We start from the raw sequence: 16,255 nt of genomic DNA, 5'->3' as shown, positions 1-16,255 counted from the left end.
CTCCTCGAATCAATTATGCAAGTGCTCGACAAGCGCCACTAGAACGTGTTCTAGTTTTCCTGTGACGGGCAACACCTTCAGCCGTGAGGAACTCATCGCGGCATTCGACGTCTTCGAGCAGACCGTGGACCGCGCCGCCCAGACGCGCGACTGGGATCCGTGGACCGACCACTACACCGAGGACGTGTTGTACATCGAGCACGCCATGGGCACCATGCACGGCCGCGAAGAGGTGCGGCCCTGGATCTGGAACACCATGGAGAACTTCCCCGGCAGCTACATGACGTCGTTCCCGTCGCTGTGGAAGGTGTACGACGAGGGGACCGGCCGCGTCATCTGCGAACTCGACAACCCCATGCGCGATCCGGGAGACGGCACCATCATCGGCGCCACCAACATCTCGATCATGACGTACGCGGGCGACGGCCTGTGGAGCAAGCAGGAAGACATCTACAACCCCATGAAATTCCTCGAGACCACCATGGCGTGGTGCAAGAAGGCCGAAGCGCTGGGCACGCTGCCCGACGTGGCCGAGGAGTGGATGCGCAAGGTCGGTGGCAGGGGACGTCGGTGACCGCCCTCGTCATCGGGGCCAACGGCTACCTCGGCTCGCACGTCACCCGGCAGCTGGTGACGGCCGGGGAAGACGTGCGGGTCATGGTCCGGGCCGGCGCCAACACCATCGGCATCGACGACCTCGACGTCACCCGCTACGAGGGCGACATCTGGGACAACGACACCCTGCGCGCCGCGATGACCGAGGCCGACGTCGTCTACTACTGCGTCGTCGACACCCGTGGCTGGCTCCGGGACCCGTCGCCGTTGTTCCGCACCAACGTCGAGGGCACCCGCAACGTGCTGGACGTCGCGGTGGAACCCGAAATCGCTTCGGGGCTCAAGAAATTCGTCTTCACGAGCAGCTATGCCACGGTGGGGCGCAAGCGCGGCTTCGTCTCCAGCGAGGACGACATCGCCGACGAGCGCACCCTGCCGCCGTACGTGCGGTCGCGCGTGCAGGCCGAGAAACTGGTGCTGCAGTACGCCCGGGAACGCGGGCTGCCGGCCGTCGCGATGTGTGTGTCCACCACCTACGGCGGAACGGACTGGGGCCGCACGCCGCACGGCGCCATCATCGCCGGCGCCGCATTCGGGAAGCTGCCGTTCGTGATGAGCGGCATCGAATTGGAAGCGGTCGACGTCAACGACGCCGCCCGCGCGCTGATCTTGGCAGCCGACAAGGGCCGGCCCGGTGAGCGGTACCTGATCTCCGACAAGATGATCAGCAATGCCGAGGTGGCGCGGATCGCCGCCGCCGAGGCGGGGGTGCCGGCACCGGCCAAGTCGCTGCCGCTGCCGGTGACGTACGCGCTCGCCACCATGGGCACCGTCAAAGGCCGGTTCAAGGGCACCGACGAACACATGTCGCTGGCGTCCCTGCGGCTGATGCGCGCCGAGGCGCCCGTCGACTGCAGCAAGGCCAGAGCCGAATTGGGTTGGGAGCCAAGGCCGGTCGAGGACGCGGTGCGGGAGGCGGCGCGGTTCTGGGTGGGCCTGCGAAAGGCCCGCCAGGCCCAGAAATCCACGGGCTGAACAACGCGCCGTGCGGCGTTAAGTCATGGCGCGGCAAGGCCTACCGCGGCTAGCGTCGAAACCATGACGGACAGATTGCAGGTGGACCTCACCGGGGCGCCGCAGACCATGCTGGCCACGCTGTACGGCAAGGCCCTGGACGCCGACCTGCCGAATTCGGTGCTGCACGACACCTACGCCCGGGATGTCGTCGCCCGCATCGACTACGACTGGTCGCAGACCACGGTCACGGCCGCCCGGTCGCCGGGCATCACGTTGCGGTCCGCCTACTTCGACAAGACGGCCCGGCAGTTCCTGGCCGTGCACCCGGAAGCCGTTGTGCTGCACCTGGGTTGCGGGCTGGACAGCCGGTACTACCGGCTGGACCCCGGGCCCGGCGTCGACTGGTACGACGTCGACTACCCGGAGGTCGCCGAGCTGCGCCGGCAGCTGTACCCGCCCCGCGAGCACTGCCACATCGTGCCGGCGTCGGTGACGGACCCGGCGTGGCTCGCCGACATCCCGGCCGACCGCCCGGTGCTGATGCTCGCCGAAGGTCTCACGATGTACCTCAGCGAGGCCGACGGCCAGGCCCTGTTCCGTCGTATCGTGGCGCATTTCCCAAGTGGGGAACTGCAATTCGATGCCTTCAGCCGCCTGGGCGTGAAGCTGCAGTGGACGAACTCCATCGTGCGGCGGTCGGGCGCGACGTTGAAGTGGGCCATGGACGGCCCGGACGACGTCCTGTCTGCGGTGCCCGGGCTGCGACTGCTGTCGTGGGAGTCCGCCCTCGGCCCCGACGGCTACGACCGGCTGCCGACGGGGCTGCGGGTCGTGGCGGCCGTCATGCGCGCCGTGCCCGGTATGCGTCACATGTCGCAGTACCACCGGTACTCGTGGGGCTGACGGCGTCGTAGGCTACGCCGCTTCGGCGCGGGCCTTGAGCCGCTCGAGTGTCAGCCGGATGTTCTCGGCGTTGGCCGCGTCGCGGTCGGCGACACCGGTGAGCGAGGCGGCGAACAGCTTCAGCAGTCCCGGCCGGTTGTCCCACGTGGACTCGGCGACGCGGCAGCCGTCGGCCGTCTCGGTGATGTCGTAGCGCCAGTGCGCGATCGGCACGATCGAGGATTTCACGGCGAAGCCGAACGTCTTACCCGGCACGGCTTCGGTGACGGTGCAGCTCGTGGTCCACGTCTTCGAGCCGTTGCGGTTGTGTCCCTTGAACACCGAACCGGGTACCGCCGACGAGCCCTTCTGCCACTCCATGGTGTGCGCCTCCTCGGCGAGCGAGGCCAACGTGGGCAGATCGGTCAGCAACGCGTAGACGTCCGACGGGCTGGCGGCGATCTCGATGGCGGCGGTGACGGAGGCGGGTCCCTGTGCGGTCATGGGGCTGATCGTAGACAGGCCGTCCAGGGGTTGGGCAAGCGGTAATTGTCGGTGGCGCAACAAGAATGCTCGACCGTTACGGGTAACCGTTTGGGGGTATCGCGGCGATATACCGCGTGACGGCACCTTCCAACGAAGGAGTTGGGTTGATATGAGCAAAAAGACGTTTGTGGTAGCTACCGCGCTCACCAGTGGTGTGAGCGCGGCGATTGTGGGATTAGGAGTCAATATCGCGCAGGCGAAGCCTGCCCCGCCCTGCCCGCCGATGCAGGTATGCAACGGTCCGGGTAATGGACACGGTCCGGGTGGCGGCGGTCCGCCCGGGAACCCCGGTGGTCCGCCCGGGAACCCCGGTGGTCCGCCCGGAAACCCGGGTAATCCACCTGGAAATCCGGGTGGTCCCGGCGGGCCACCGCCCGGTAACCCGGGCGATCACGGTGACTGGCACCCGGGTGACAACGACAATGGCCGCGGGGATTGGCATCCCGGTGACCAGGGGAAGTGGCACCCCAGGCCGGGCGACCCGGGACCGGGCGACTGGCACTGGCGTGGTGGCCCGCCACCGTGGGGCCATGGACCCGGGCCGTGGGGCTGGGGCCCGCCGCCGAGACCACAGATCATCTGGGTGGCGCCCCCGCCGTGGGCACCGCCGCCTCCGCCGTTCGACTACTGGGGCTACACCGTCTACCCGGTGTGGGATCCAGGCTTCATGGCGTGGGGTTTCTGGTTCTTCGGCATCTGGATTGCGCTGTAATCCGTCAGTAGCTGTCGTCTGATGGCTGGGCCTGTCACTGGTGACAGGCCCAGCGTCATGTCGGGAATCGTCACCGCCGGGAAAGGTGTTGCACTGAACATGACCGAGCGTCCCGTGCTCACGCCCAGTGCGTCGCACCCCATCACCATCACGCCGACCGCCGGGCGCGTGACCGTCACGGTCAACGGCCGGGTGGTTGCGGACACCAGTGATGCGCTGACTCTGCAGGAGTCGAATTACCCAGCGGTGCAATATGTTCCGCTCGCCGACGTCGACCGGGCGGTGCTGACCCGAAGCGCGACCACCAGCTACTGCCCGTACAAGGGTGACGCCGGCTACTACCACGTCGGCGACGTCGAAGACGTCATCTGGACCTACGAGCAGCCTTACCCGGCGGTCGCGGAGATCGCCGGCCGGGTGGCGTTCTATCCGGACAAGGCCGACATCGTGGTGCGTCCCGCCTAACCTGAATCCGTGCCCACCGCCAGCCTGGCCCTGGACGGCCCGGCCGGCCTCGGCCTGACGTTGTCGCCGCTGCGCCGCGGCGGGACCGATCCGACCTTCCGGACCGTCGACGGCGTGATCTGGCGGACGAGCCTGATGCGCACCGGCGGGGTCACCGCACGGCTCAGCTCGCCCGACCTCAGGACCGTCGACTGCGAGGTGTGGGGTGACGGCGCCGCCGAGTTTCTGGACCGCCTGCCCGCGCTGGTCGGTGTCGAGGATGACGCGACGGGTTTCGACCCGGCGGAGCCGACCGTCGCCGAAGCCTGGCGCCGGGTTCCACACCTGCGCTTATGCCGCACCGGGCGGGTGTTGGAGGCGCTGATCCCGGCGATTCTCGAGCAGCGGGTGCACGGCATCGACGCCTGGAGTGCGTTCCGCACGCTGACCACGCGGTACGGCGCGCCGCCCCCGGGCCCGGCGCCGGCCGGGATGCGGTTGCCCCCGACCGCCGATGCCTGGCGGCGCATCCCGTCCTGGGAATTTCACCGGGCCAACGTGGATCCGGGCCGGGCCCGGACCCTGGTCGGCTGCGCGCAGCGGGCCGACGCGCTCGAGCGGTTGACAGCCGAGACCGCGACGACGGCGCTGATGTCGTTGCCGGGCGTGGGGGTGTGGACGGCGGCCGAGACCGTGCAGCGGGCCTTCGGCGATGCCGACGCGCTCTCGGTCGGTGACTATCACCTCGCGAAGATGATCGGCTGGACGTTGCTGGGCCACCCGATCGACGACGCCGCGATGATCGAACTGCTGGAACCGCTCCGGCCGCACCGGCACCGGGCGGTGCGGCTGCTCGAGGTCAGTGGCCTGGCGCGCAACCCGAGATTCGGTGCGCGCCAGGCGATTCCGAACCTGAAGAAGATCTAGTCCCGATCGGGTTCCGAGGCCGTGCCGAACAACAGCGGATAGGCGACGCCCGCGATGGCGGCTCCCACCAACGGCGCCAGCCAGAACACCCACAGCTGCGTCGGCGCCCCATTGCCGTTGAAGAACGCGACGCCGGTCGAGCGGGCCGGGTTCACCGAGGTGTTGGAGATCGGGATCGAGATCAGGTGGATCAGGGTCAGGGACAGGCCGATGGACAGTCCGGCGAAGCCCTTCGGGGCCCGGGCGTCGGTGGAACCCAGGATCACGAACAGGAACATCGCGGTCAGGACGATTTCGGTGATGAGCACCGACGCCAGGCCGAAATGTTCCGGTGAGTGGTCACCGAAACCGTTCGCGGCCATGTTGCCGGTCGCCGACCAGCCCTGCTGGCCGCTGCCGATCCAGTAGATGACCCCGCCGGCGATGAGGCCGCCGATGACCTGGGCGATCCAGTACGCCGGCAGCGCCTTCCACTCGATCCGGCGGGCCAGGGCGGCGCCGAGCGTGACCGCCGGATTGAAATGGCCCCCCGAGACACTGCCGAAGGCATATACGCCCGTCAGTACCGTGAGGCCGAAAGCGATTGCGACACCGAGGAATCCGATGCCGATCGAGGTGTGTTCGGTGGGATTGGCGGCGAAGACCGCGGCGCCGCAACCGCCGAGCACCAGCCAGAAGGTGCCGACGGCCTCCGCCGCCAGCTTGTGTGTCATCGTGGGAGCACTCATTTGGTCGAACCCTCCAATTCCAGTCGAAAAAGCCGGGTCAGCAAACAGCATTTCGAGCGTCTCACCGCTGGTCGGCCGGGAGGCCCGCTGTTGCTGAATAGCAGCTCAAAGGTGACCGGCGGTTGCTCGGCGGCGAGCGCTGAATCTAAGAATCTGAGCAATCTTTGCAGCAAATAACGATTTGGCAACAACCTGTGAATATGTGATTTGCAGCAAAACAAATTCGGGTGCGGTGACCAGTGGTGCAGGTGGGCTCCGTCTGGGTGTGACCAGAAACGATTGGCGAAAACGCAAGTGCTTCAATAAAATTGGCCCTACCGACCGGTAGCTTTCGAGCGCTGCGAGACGTAGTCGCAGCAACCTCATTAGGTCTGCCTAAGTTGGCATGTCAGGCCGGGTTTGTCATATCGTTTTGTCTCAATCGAGGCGAGCGGGACGGCCCGTCGTTCAGTGCTGCACGCTGGCATACCGTCGCTCAGTCCGCTGACGCCGTTGAAAGCGGCGGTCAAGCGATGCTTCGTAAAGAAGATGGTGAAGGGTTAGGTGGGAATGGCGCCGCAGCACGGCGGACCCAGCAAGGTCGGGCTGTACAACCCCGCGAATGAGCACGACGCCTGTGGCGTCGCCATGGTCGCGGACATTCACGGACGTCGGAGCCGCGACATCGTCGACAAGGCGATCACGGCACTGCTGAACCTGGAGCACCGCGGTGCTGCAGGTGCCGAGCCGAACACCGGCGACGGCGCAGGCATTCTGCTGCAGGTTCCCGACGAATTCCTCCGCGCCGTGTGCGCCGAGGAAGGCTTCGAGCTGCCCGCCGAGGGCAGCTACGCCACGGGCATCGCCTTCCTGCCGCAGTCGGCCCGCGACGCCAAGCTGGCGTGCGAGGCCGTGGAGAAGATCGTCGAAGCCGAGGGCCTGCAGGTCCTGGGCTGGCGCGACGTGCCGTTCGACGAGTCGTCGCTCGGCGCCCTGGCGCGTGACGCCATGCCGACCCTGCGCCAGATCTTCATCGCCGGCGCCGACGGCATGCAGCTCGAGCGCCGCGCCTACGTCATCCGCAAGCGGGCCGAGCACGAGCTGGGCACCAAGGGCCCGGGCCAGGACGGCCCCGGTCGCGAGACGGTGTACTTCCCGAGCCTGTCGGGCAAGACCATCGTCTACAAGGGCATGCTCACCACCCCGCAGCTCAAGGCGTTCTACCTGGACCTGCAGGACGAGCGGATGAAGAGCGCGCTGGGCATCGTGCACTCGCGCTTCTCGACCAACACGTTCCCGTCGTGGCCGCTGGCGCACCCGTTCCGCCGGGTCGCCCACAACGGTGAGATCAACACCGTCAACGGCAACGAGAACTGGATGCGGGCCCGCGAGGCGCTCATCCACACCGACGTGTTCGGGTTCCACAACGACCTGAACAAGATTTTCCCGGTCTGTACGCCGGGCGCCTCGGACACCGCACGGTTCGACGAGGCGCTCGAACTCCTGCACCTGGGTGGCCGTCCGCTGCACCACGCCGTGCTGATGATGATCCCCGAGGCGTGGGAACGCAGCGAGACCATGGACCCCGCCCGCCGGGCGTTCTACCAGTACCACTCGTCGCTCATGGAGCCGTGGGACGGCCCGGCGTCGGTGTGCTTCACCGACGGCACCATCGTCGGCGCGGTACTGGACCGCAACGGCCTGCGTCCGTCGCGCATCTGGGTCACCGATGACGGCCTGGTCGTCATGGCCTCCGAGGCCGGCGTCCTGGACCTGGACCCGTCGACCGTCGTCAAGAAGATGCGCCTGCAGCCCGGCCGCATGTTCCTCGTGGACATGGCCGAGGGCCGGATCGTCGACGACGAGGAGATCAAGGACAAGCTGGCGGCCGAGCACCCCTACCAGGAGTGGCTCGACAACGGCCTGTTCCACATCGACGACCTGCCCCCGGGCGACTACGTCAAGATGCCGCACCACCGCGTGGTGCTGCGTCAGCAGGCGTTCGGCTACACGAACGAAGAGGTCACCCAGCTGATCGTGCCCATGGCCCGCACCGGCGCCGAGGCGCTGGGCTCCATGGGTACCGACACCCCGATCGCTGTGCTGTCGCAGCGGCCGCGGATGCTCTACGACTACTTCCAGCAGCTGTTCGCCCAGGTCACCAACCCGCCGCTGGACGCCATCCGTGAAGAGGTCGTCACCAGCCTCTCGGGCGTCATCGGCCCCGAGGGTGACCTGCTGAACCCGGACGAGAACTCGTGCCGCCAGATCGTCGTGCCGCAGCCGATCCTGCGCAACGGTGACCTGTCCAAGCTGATCTGCGTCGACCCCGACCACGAGATCCGGGGCCGCAAGCACGGCATGCGCGCCGCGGTCATCAGCTGCCTGTACCCCGTCGCCGACGGTGGCGAGGGTCTGCGTCGCGCCCTGGAGGACGTCCGCACCAAGGTGTCGCAGGCCATCCGCAACGGTGCCCGCATCATCGTGCTGTCGGACCGTGAGTCCAACGAATGGCTCGCGCCGATCCCGTCGCTGCTGTCGACGGCAGCCGTCCACCACCACCTGGTCCGGGAGCGCACCCGCACCCAGGTCGGCCTGGTGGTCGAGTCCGGTGACGCCCGCGAGGTGCACCACATGGCCATGCTGGTGGGTGTCGGCGCTGCCGCCATCAACCCGTACATGGCCTTCGAGACCGTCGAGGACATGGTCGACCGCGGTGTCATCACCGGTCTGACCAGCGACCAGGCCAAGGCCAACTACGTCAAGGCCGCCGGCAAGGGTGTGCTGAAGGTGATGTCCAAGATGGGCATCTCGACGCTGGCCTCCTACACCGGCGCCCAGCTGTTCCAGGCCGTCGGCATCAGCCAGCGCGTGCTCGACGAGTACTTCACCGGCATCTCCTGTCCGACCGGCGGCATCGACCTCGACGACATCGCGGCCGACGTCGCGGCGCGGCACAGCCTTGCCTACCTCGACCGGCCCGACGAGTGGGCCCACCGCGAACTCGAGGTCGGCGGCGAGTACCAGTGGCGCCGCGAGGGCGAGTACCACCTGTTCAACCCGGACACGGTGTTCAAGCTGCAGCACTCCACCCGCACCGGGCAGTACTCGGTGTTCAAGGAGTACACCAAGCTGGTCGACGACCAGAGCGAGCGCATGGCCTCCCTGCGTGGCCTGTTCACCTTCAAAGAAGGTGTGCGCGAACCGATCTCGATCGACGAGGTCGAGCCCGCCAGTGAGATCGTCAAGCGGTTCTCCACCGGCGCGATGAGCTACGGCTCGATCTCGGCCGAGGCCCACGAGACGCTGGCCATCGCGATGAACCGCCTTGGCGGACGGTCGAACTCGGGTGAGGGCGGCGAGAACGTCGAGCGCTTCGACCGGGACGCCAACGGCGACTGGCGGCGCAGTGCCATCAAGCAGGTCGCGTCGGCCCGCTTCGGTGTGACGTCGCACTACCTGACGAACTGCACCGACATCCAGATCAAGATGGCCCAGGGCGCCAAGCCCGGTGAGGGCGGTCAGCTTCCGGGGCACAAGGTGTACCCGTGGGTGGCCGAGGTACGGCACTCGACCCCGGGTGTCGGCCTGATCTCGCCGCCGCCGCACCACGACATCTACTCGATCGAGGATCTGGCGCAGCTGATCCACGACCTGAAGAACGCCAACCCCGAGGCCCGCATCCACGTGAAGCTGGTGTCCGAAAATGGTGTGGGAACGGTGGCAGCCGGTGTCTCCAAGGCGCACGCCGACGTGGTGCTCATCTCCGGGCACGACGGTGGCACCGGTGCGACCCCGCTGACCTCGCAGAAGCACGCGGGTGCGCCGTGGGAGCTGGGCCTGGCCGAGACGCAGCAGACCCTGCTGCTCAACGGTCTGCGCGACCGCATCGTCGTGCAGGTCGACGGTCAGCTCAAGACGGGCCGCGACGTCGTCGTCGCCGCGTTGCTGGGCGCCGAGGAATTCGGTTTCGCCACCGCACCGCTGGTGGTCTCGGGCTGCATCATGATGCGCGTCTGCCACCTGGACACCTGCCCCGTGGGTGTGGCCACCCAGAACCCGGTGCTGCGCGAGCGGTTCACCGGCAAGCCGGAATTCGTCGAGAACTTCTTCCTGTTCATCGCAGAAGAGGTCCGCGAACTCATGGCGCAGCTGGGCTTCCGCACCATCAACGAGATGGTCGGCCAGGTCGGCGCGCTGGACACCAGCAAGGCCGTCGCACACTGGCGCGCACAGAAGCTGGACCTGACCCCGGTGCTGTACGAACCGGAGTCGGCCTTCATGAAGCAGGATCTGTACTGCACGTCGAGCCAGGACCACGGTCTGGACAAGGCGCTCGACCAGCAGCTGATCGCCGAGTGCCGGGACGCCATCGAGTCCAAGGTGCCGGTGAGCCTCGCCATGAAGATCACCAACGTGAACCGCACCGTCGGCACCATGCTGGGCCACGAGGTCACCAAGGTTCACGGCGGCCAGGGTCTTCCGGACGGCACCATCGACATCACGTTCGACGGCTCGGCGGGCAACAGCTTCGGCGCGTTCCTGCCCAAGGGCATCACTCTCCGGGTGAACGGCGACGCCAACGACTATGTCGGCAAGGGTCTTTCGGGCGGACGCATCGTGGTGCGCCCGTCGAAGAACGCGCCGGCCGGGTATGTGGCCGAGGAGAACATCATCGGCGGCAACGTGATCCTGTTCGGTGCCACCAGCGGGCAGGCTTTCCTGCGCGGTGTGGTGGGCGAGCGGTTCGCGGTGCGTAACTCGGGCGCCGTCGCGGTCGTCGAGGGCGTAGGCGACCACGGCTGCGAGTACATGACCGGTGGCAAGGTCGTCATCCTCGGTGAGACCGGCCGTAACTTCGCCGCCGGTATGTCCGGCGGTATGGCCTACGTCTACGACCCGAAGGGCGCCCTGCCGGGCAACATCAACGGCGAGATGGTCGATCTCGATGCGCTGGACGCCACGGACGAACTGTGGCTGCACGAGATCATCACCGCCCATGTCGATGGCACCGAATCGGCTGTGGGACAGCGGATTCTGGCCGATTGGCAGAATCAGAAGGAGCAGTTCATCAAGGTGATGCCTCGCGACTACAAGCGGGTACTGGAGGCGATCGCCGGGGCCGAGGCCGCCGGCGAGGACGTCAGTGAAGCGATCATGGCGGCCGCTCGTGGCTGATCCGAACGGCTTCCTCAAGCACACCCACCGCCAGACCCCGGTCCGCCGGCCGGTCGACCTGCGCCTCAAGGACTGGAAAGAGGTCTACGAGGAGTTCTCCAAGGAGACCCTGCAGGTCCAGGCCTCGCGCTGCATGGACTGCGGTATCCCGTTCTGCCACAACGGTTGTCCGCTCGGGAACCTGATCCCCGAGTGGAACGACCTGGTGTACCGGGACCGCTGGCGCGACGGCATCGAGCGCCTGCACGCCACCAACAACTTCCCGGAATTCACCGGGCGGCTGTGCCCGGCGCCGTGTGAGGCGTCGTGCGTCCTCGGCATCAACCAGGACCCGGTGACCATCAAGCAGGTCGAGGTCGAGCTGATCGACAACGCCTTCGACCAGGGCTGGGTCAAGCCGATGATCCCGGACGTGAAGACCGGCAAGAAGGTTGCCGTCGTCGGTTCCGGACCGGCCGGTCTGGCCGCTGCCCAGCAGCTCACCCGCGCCGGACATGACGTGACCGTCCTCGAGCGGGCCGACCGCATCGGTGGTCTGCTGCGTTACGGCATCCCGGAATTCAAGATGGAGAAGCGGCACATCGACCGTCGTCTCGAGCAGATGGCGGCCGAGGGCACGCAGTTCCGGACGAACGTCAACGTCGGTGTCGACATCACCGTCGAGCAGCTGCAGGAAGACTACGACGCGGTGGTCCTGGCCGGCGGCGCGACCGCATGGCGTGACCTGCCGATCCCGGGCCGTGAGCTCGAGGGCATCTACCAGGCCATGGAGTACCTGCCCTGGGGCAACCGGGTGCAACTCGGCGACGACGTCCTCGGCCCCGACGGCGAGCCGCCGATCACGGCCAAGGGCAAGAAGGTCGTCATCATCGGTGGTGGTGACACCGGCGCCGACTGCCTGGGCACGGCCCACCGGCAGGGTGCCGAGAGCGTCCACCAGTTCGAGATCATGCCGCGTCCGCCGGAGGAGCGCGCCGAGTCGACCCCGTGGCCGACCTACCCGCTCATGTTCCGGGTGTCCTCGGCACACGAAGAGGGTGGCGAGCGCGTCTTCTCGGTCAACACCGAGGAGTTCCTGGGCACCGATGGCAAGGTCTCGGCGCTGAAGGTGCACGAGGTCGTCATGAAGGCCGGCAAGTTCGAGAAGGTCGAGGGTTCGGACTTCGAACTCGCGGCGGACATCGTCTTTCTGGCCATGGGCTTCGTCGGTCCCGAGCGTGAAGGCCTGCTGACCGAGCTGGGCGTCGAGCTCACCGACCGCGGAAACGTGGCCCGGGACAACGACTTCCAGACCACCGTGCCGGGCGTCTTCGTCGCCGGTGACATGGGCCGCGGCCAGTCGCTCATCGTGTGGGCCATCGCCGAGGGCCGTGCCGCGGCCGCCGGCGTGGACCGCTACCTGATGGGTGAGTCGGCGCTGCCGAAGCCGATCAAGCCGACGGCTGCGCCGCAGCGCTGATCTGTAAGAAGGCTTCGTTCGCCGGTCCCGGGTTTCCCGGGGCCGGCGAACTGCTATCTGAGCCGGGTGACCAACTCGGTTCCCTCGCGGGTATCGCCCCCTACCGGTTGACGAGCGAGATCAGTTCGGTGCCGTCGTCGGATAGTTGTACGAGGGTGTCTCCGAGCCGTGCCACCGTGCCAAGGGAGCCAGGCGGTCTCGGGATCGACCACGCCACTTCACAGGTGGTGAGGTCGTAGGCCTGAGCAAGCAGCTTCCATTGAGGCGAGGAGCGATCAGTGGGCGCCTGCACGATCACTCTGCCGTCGGTACCGATCGACCGGAAGAAGTCCAAAGCGCACGTAGCGCCTGCCGCGCCGGAACGCATGTCGTATGCCCGATAGACGGGCGGCGCTTCGTCAACGCGGGTCTCACGAACCCATAGTGTGGTCCCGACCAGGTAGGAGTGGCGCGACCGGTTCCCAGAGATCTCCAGAAGCTTGGTTCCGCGGAGGTCGTAGACCGACGTCGCGCGGGCATCCAAGACGGTGATGAGGTTTCCGGCGACTCCGGTCAGGTGCCCCTTGATCTGTTTGGTGCTGAGGGGCTTTCCGTCGAGGTCGAAGAGTTGAACGAACTCGCGATCTGCCTTGGAACTGAACTGCGCCGCGAAGCCACCGTCGAAGAAAGCCCACCCGGTGAAGTCTGCGTCGGTGGGAAACTGCGGGGTCCATTGACGACCGTCTTTGACCGAAAACATCACGGTGCCATCTGGTCCATCGCCGTCTGGGTCGCTGAACGTCACGTCATCCTTGACCTCACCGCCGCTCCCACCCGTATTGGGAATGTGCCAGGTCCGCTCTGCGCGTGCCCCGATCCCGTAGGTGCCGAGGCCCAAGTAGGTGGCTAATAGGTAGTTGGGCGTCCTTTGTGCCTGCGGTTGGGCGCCGTTGGCCAACCGGAGATCGGTCGGCCCGCTATAGGTCATGACACCGGTCTGGCCGTTGATGACCCACGCGGTGGATGGCTCTACGATGTGGTCCGAAACGCATATGACGTCGATGCCGTTGGGGAAACACCTTGGTATCTGGCGACTTTCGCCCATCGACACTGCTCGGAAGAGTGGACGTCCGGTGGCGCCGTCAATCGCGGCAAGCCACCATCGCTCCGGCGGCCCAGGCGTACTGGCTAGCACGTACGTGCGGTTTGAAGTCGTCTTGATGATGGGGTATTCCCACGAGTCTTTGCCAGCGTTGATCCGCGCCTCGGCAGGTAACCCCAGGCCGGTGACAGTGGTCCGCCATCCTGGCGTTGGTCGCAGCCGCAGTGTCGACAGTAGATCCTGCTTGGGCGGGGTCCATCGGGTTCGTGCCCACTTCTCGGCGCCGCCGAGAAACCACCACGAGATTCCGCCTCCAATGACCACTGCCAACAGCGTCGTGATGGCGGCGAGGATCAGTATCCAGCGGCGTCGTCGAACAGTCGGAGCAGTCGCGGCCGGTGGCGAGACGTGCACGCCGTCAGTCCTCTTCACGTTCGTACCGTGTGGCGAAGATCCGAGCCTTGTCGGCGAGTGCGGCTTCCATTGAAGGAAGCCCGAGGTCGCGCTCCAGGTAGCTCCGGACGAACGCTCGGTCGAGGCCGGAATTGGAGAGCATCCCCGAAATGATCAAGTGCTGTCCGGCCAGGGCGTTCTGTCGGGCTAGCCTCGCGATCAGCGAAATCTCTTCGATCAGTTCATGTTCCGTCATCCTGGCGACTTCAGGAGCGAGTTCAACTCGGTACGGTGCGCCGTTAGAAAGTGCAGCTACCGAGACGGTTCCGAGAGGATTCGTCACAGTGAAAATCAGTGACTCAACGGTGTCGTGGTCACCGTCTGATGTTGCGGCCGAAGCAGATTCATCGGTGTTGGTCACCGGAAACACCCCGCCGTAGAGGGTGTCGAGAATCGATTCGTCTTCGTTGGTGCCAGCGTCCCAGCCGTCGTCAGATGTATTCATCTGGGCATTTGGTGATTGAGCATCTGAGCTCCGGCGGCGTCGGCGTTGCCGTAATAGGCAGACGCGTCGGTAAGCTTGAGGTCGAGCTCGTTCGACACTTTCTGCATCTGCTTGCCGCCGGCGCGGCGGGCGGAGATCGCCGCCGACACCGCCAGATGAGTTGCTTCGCAGGCTATCCCGTGGGTGTCGGACACTTGACGTGCCGGATCGACCAATGACCTGGTCGATCCGGCGATCTGATCCGACGCTTTCCGCTGCTTTTCCGCCAGATGCAGGAGATGTTCGGTCAGGACGACGAGGTTCCTTTCGTGATCACTTGCCATGGGGGTTCGTTCCTTGTGGTTCGGGTTTGGTGGCGTCCGATTGAGCCTCTTCCGTAGGCACGTTGATTGGTGCGCGAGGGCCGGGATTCGCCGGGGCGGCAACTGATGCGGCCTGTGTTGGCGATACTGCGGCCGACTGCGCAGAACCTGGAGACGACACCGGCGCACTGGCCGATGTCGGCATAGGAGCCGTGAATGCCGATGCTGCAGTCGTTGCGGGTGCGGAGGGCGCGGTCCGCTGAGGCTGTGGCGAGAACGCCGCTGGCGCAAGTGGTGTCGTAGGTGCGGCGCTCGGAATCGGTGTCGCGAGCGGTGGTGGTGCTGGTTGTGACGTTGTTGGTGTTGAAGGGGCTGACGGTGCGTATGGCAACGTGGGCATGCCATACGGAGTGGCTGGCGGGCCGCTTGGGACGGGTTCTTCTGGGCTGGGCTCGGTATATGGCTCGTTGGCCTTCGTGCGTCTCGGCTCGGTAGTGCCGTCCTCCGGATTTGGCATGTGAGTCGTGCCATTCGGATTCGTATCACGGCGTGGCAGCTCGTCGTCTGGGATGGGTGGGAATACCCCGTTGCTCGCGGGTTTTCCGGATGTGTCGCGCAGTGCGGTTTCGTACGCATCGAGATGTTCGCGAATGCGCCCTGCGTTCTCGAAACTGTTCTTCACGAGAATCGTCATAGCGGTGCCTGCGGCGGTGACGGTAACAGCGGCTACCGCGGTATCAAGCGCAATCTTGATGGCTCGACCCGGGCCGGTCGCATTGAGATGGACGGTCATGAGGTCGAACTTTCCGAGCCAGTCCTTTTCGTCGTCGAAAGTCTTACGAGTCCGGGTTACCTGGCCGGCCTCTGTATCGAGGACTCCGGCAATCGCGAGGTCGGACGCTTGCACGCCGGATGCAACCCTCCGGTGGGAGGCATTGACTGCGGTATACACCTGGGAGGCCGTGCCGTCCCATCGATCGGTATGTGGGGCTGCGTCGACCAGGGTCTCGACGACCGATTCCAAACGCTTGCTTGATTCACGGAACTCGTCGCCGTCATATGGGGTCCCGGTTCCTGTGGCCTTCTCCAAACCTTCGATGACCATCTTGGCGCCCCACAAGATCTTGGAGCTTGGGTCCGTCGCTTGTGCGCCTTGATATCCCGCCGGTACTGGTGCCACCGATGCGCCGAGCGATCCGAGTCCTTGCACGATGTCAGATCCGTCCGCAATCACCTTGGTGAGATCGCTTGCCGCGGTGGTGTAGTCGCCACGGCTGATGTCACCCACGAAGTGAGTGGTATCGATAACGCCGTTGACGACGCCGCTCGCAATCTTGAATGGGGCCTCGACGATGTCGGTCACTTTTTCGAAAAGTCCCACAAGCCCCCCTTCGGCATTTCCCCATGTCCAGCGTAGCTGCGGACAGCGGTGTGATCTGACGGAGCTTGTGTGTCCGCTGGATGTGACCGCGGACGTCGTTGATAACGACTCGATACCGCCGGGTGTGTCGCATGAGGCTGGTGTGACTGGAGTTGCACAATAAATC

Annotated in this window: 14 protein-coding genes; 8 read left to right on the top strand and 6 right to left on the bottom strand. The window is 66.0% G+C overall.

Annotation, left to right across the window (positions count from 1 at the left end; translation table 11 throughout):
• The first annotated feature begins 61 nt into the window (after positions 1-61).
• The 3 genes from BR47_RS0108160 (at position 62) to BR47_RS0108150 (ending at position 2,475) form a co-directional block, all read left to right on the top strand.
• Positions 62-574 carry a nuclear transport factor 2 family protein gene (locus BR47_RS0108160; RefSeq protein ID WP_029119179.1) on the top strand — a complete coding sequence of 171 codons (513 nt, stop codon included), beginning with the start codon at positions 62-64 and terminating at the stop codon, positions 572-574.
• A complete protein-coding gene (locus BR47_RS0108155; protein ID WP_029119178.1) occupies positions 571-1,590 on the top strand; it encodes an NAD-dependent epimerase/dehydratase family protein in 1,020 nt (339 codons plus the stop codon). The genes BR47_RS0108160 and BR47_RS0108155 overlap by 4 nt, the downstream gene beginning before the upstream one ends.
• A 63-nt stretch (positions 1,591-1,653) precedes the next feature.
• Positions 1,654-2,475: a class I SAM-dependent methyltransferase gene (locus BR47_RS0108150; protein WP_029119177.1), complete on the top strand. Its 822-nt coding sequence runs from the start codon at positions 1,654-1,656 to the stop codon at positions 2,473-2,475.
• Between the two features lie 12 nt (positions 2,476-2,487).
• On the opposite strand, the gene BR47_RS0108145 is transcribed toward BR47_RS0108150, so the two are convergent.
• On the bottom strand, positions 2,488-2,958 hold the full coding sequence (locus BR47_RS0108145; RefSeq protein WP_029119176.1) for an SRPBCC family protein: 471 nt from the start codon (positions 2,956-2,958) through the stop codon (positions 2,488-2,490).
• Positions 2,959-3,109: 151 nt separating this feature from the next.
• On the opposite strand from BR47_RS0108145, the gene BR47_RS32480 reads away from it, so the two are divergent.
• The 3 genes from BR47_RS32480 to BR47_RS0108130 all read left to right on the top strand — a co-directional run bounded on the left by BR47_RS32480 (position 3,110) and on the right by BR47_RS0108130 (position 5,083).
• Positions 3,110-3,712, top strand: coding sequence for a hypothetical protein (locus BR47_RS32480; protein ID WP_081831227.1), 603 nt, complete (start codon positions 3,110-3,112; stop codon positions 3,710-3,712).
• 99 nt (positions 3,713-3,811) lie between these two features.
• Positions 3,812-4,177: a DUF427 domain-containing protein gene (locus BR47_RS0108135; protein WP_029104794.1), complete on the top strand. Its 366-nt coding sequence runs from the start codon at positions 3,812-3,814 to the stop codon at positions 4,175-4,177.
• A 9-nt stretch (positions 4,178-4,186) separates the two neighbouring features.
• A complete protein-coding gene (locus BR47_RS0108130; protein WP_029119175.1) occupies positions 4,187-5,083 on the top strand; it encodes a DNA-3-methyladenine glycosylase family protein in 897 nt (298 codons plus the stop codon).
• On the opposite strand, the gene aqpZ is transcribed toward BR47_RS0108130, so the two are convergent.
• Positions 5,080-5,796 (bottom strand): aquaporin Z, encoded by a 717-nt coding sequence (gene aqpZ / locus BR47_RS30010; RefSeq protein WP_036426905.1) that lies wholly within the window; start codon positions 5,794-5,796, stop codon positions 5,080-5,082. The genes BR47_RS0108130 and aqpZ overlap by 4 nt on opposite strands.
• Positions 5,797-6,360: 564 nt before the next feature.
• Here aqpZ and gltB point away from each other — a divergent pair.
• Entirely contained in the window at positions 6,361-10,968 is a 4,608-nt protein-coding gene (gene gltB, locus BR47_RS0108120) for a glutamate synthase large subunit (protein ID WP_020099606.1), read from the top strand.
• A complete protein-coding gene (locus BR47_RS0108115) occupies positions 10,961-12,427 on the top strand; it encodes a glutamate synthase subunit beta (protein ID WP_020099605.1) in 1,467 nt (488 codons plus the stop codon). The genes gltB and BR47_RS0108115 overlap by 8 nt, the downstream gene beginning before the upstream one ends.
• Positions 12,428-12,527: 100 nt before the next feature.
• Here the strand turns inward: BR47_RS0108115 and BR47_RS0108110 are convergent, their stop codons facing one another.
• Genes BR47_RS0108110 through BR47_RS32990 form a run of 4 tightly spaced genes read right to left on the bottom strand, consistent with a single transcriptional unit; the run spans position 12,528 to position 16,089 of the window.
• Positions 12,528-13,940, bottom strand: a complete 1,413-nt coding sequence (locus BR47_RS0108110; RefSeq protein WP_141772183.1) for a 9-bladed beta-propeller domain-containing protein — start codon at positions 13,938-13,940, stop codon at positions 12,528-12,530.
• Positions 13,927-14,406, bottom strand: a complete 480-nt coding sequence (locus tag BR47_RS30005) for a hypothetical protein (RefSeq protein ID WP_051634670.1) — start codon at positions 14,404-14,406, stop codon at positions 13,927-13,929. Before BR47_RS30005 ends, BR47_RS0108110 begins: the two co-directional genes overlap by 14 nt.
• Entirely contained in the window at positions 14,403-14,729 is a 327-nt protein-coding gene (locus tag BR47_RS0108100; protein ID WP_029119173.1) for an ESX-1 secretion-associated protein, read from the bottom strand. The genes BR47_RS30005 and BR47_RS0108100 overlap by 4 nt, the downstream gene beginning before the upstream one ends.
• Entirely contained in the window at positions 14,719-16,089 is a 1,371-nt protein-coding gene (locus BR47_RS32990) for an EspA/EspE family type VII secretion system effector (protein ID WP_141772184.1), read from the bottom strand. Before BR47_RS32990 ends, BR47_RS0108100 begins: the two co-directional genes overlap by 11 nt.
• Positions 16,090-16,255: the final 166 nt, after the last annotated feature.

Origin of the sequence: Mycobacterium sp. UNC410CL29Cvi84 (assembly GCF_000686745.1) — a bacterium.
GTDB lineage: Bacteria > Actinomycetota > Actinomycetes > Mycobacteriales > Mycobacteriaceae > Mycobacterium > Mycobacterium mucogenicum_B.
Note: the sequence above shows the minus strand (reverse complement) of the source record. Positions and strands in the feature narration are given on the sequence as shown.

Bases quoted from the DNA above. Each gene is read 5' to 3' on its own strand.
- BR47_RS0108150 (WP_029119177.1), top strand. From the start codon at position 1,654: ATGACGGACAGATTGCAGGTGGACCTCACCGGGGCGCCGCAGACCATG.
- BR47_RS0108145 (WP_029119176.1), bottom strand. From the start codon at position 2,958: ATGACCGCACAGGGACCCGCCTCCGTCACCGCCGCCATCGAGATCGCC.
- BR47_RS32480 (WP_081831227.1), top strand. From the start codon at position 3,110: ATGAGCAAAAAGACGTTTGTGGTAGCTACCGCGCTCACCAGTGGTGTG.
- BR47_RS0108135 (WP_029104794.1), top strand. From the start codon at position 3,812: ATGACCGAGCGTCCCGTGCTCACGCCCAGTGCGTCGCACCCCATCACC.
- aqpZ (WP_036426905.1), bottom strand. From the start codon at position 5,796: ATGACACACAAGCTGGCGGCGGAGGCCGTCGGCACCTTCTGGCTGGTG.
- gltB (WP_020099606.1), top strand. From the start codon at position 6,361: ATGGCGCCGCAGCACGGCGGACCCAGCAAGGTCGGGCTGTACAACCCC.
- BR47_RS30005 (WP_051634670.1), bottom strand. From the start codon at position 14,406: ATGAATACATCTGACGACGGCTGGGACGCTGGCACCAACGAAGACGAA.
- BR47_RS0108100 (WP_029119173.1), bottom strand. From the start codon at position 14,729: ATGGCAAGTGATCACGAAAGGAACCTCGTCGTCCTGACCGAACATCTC.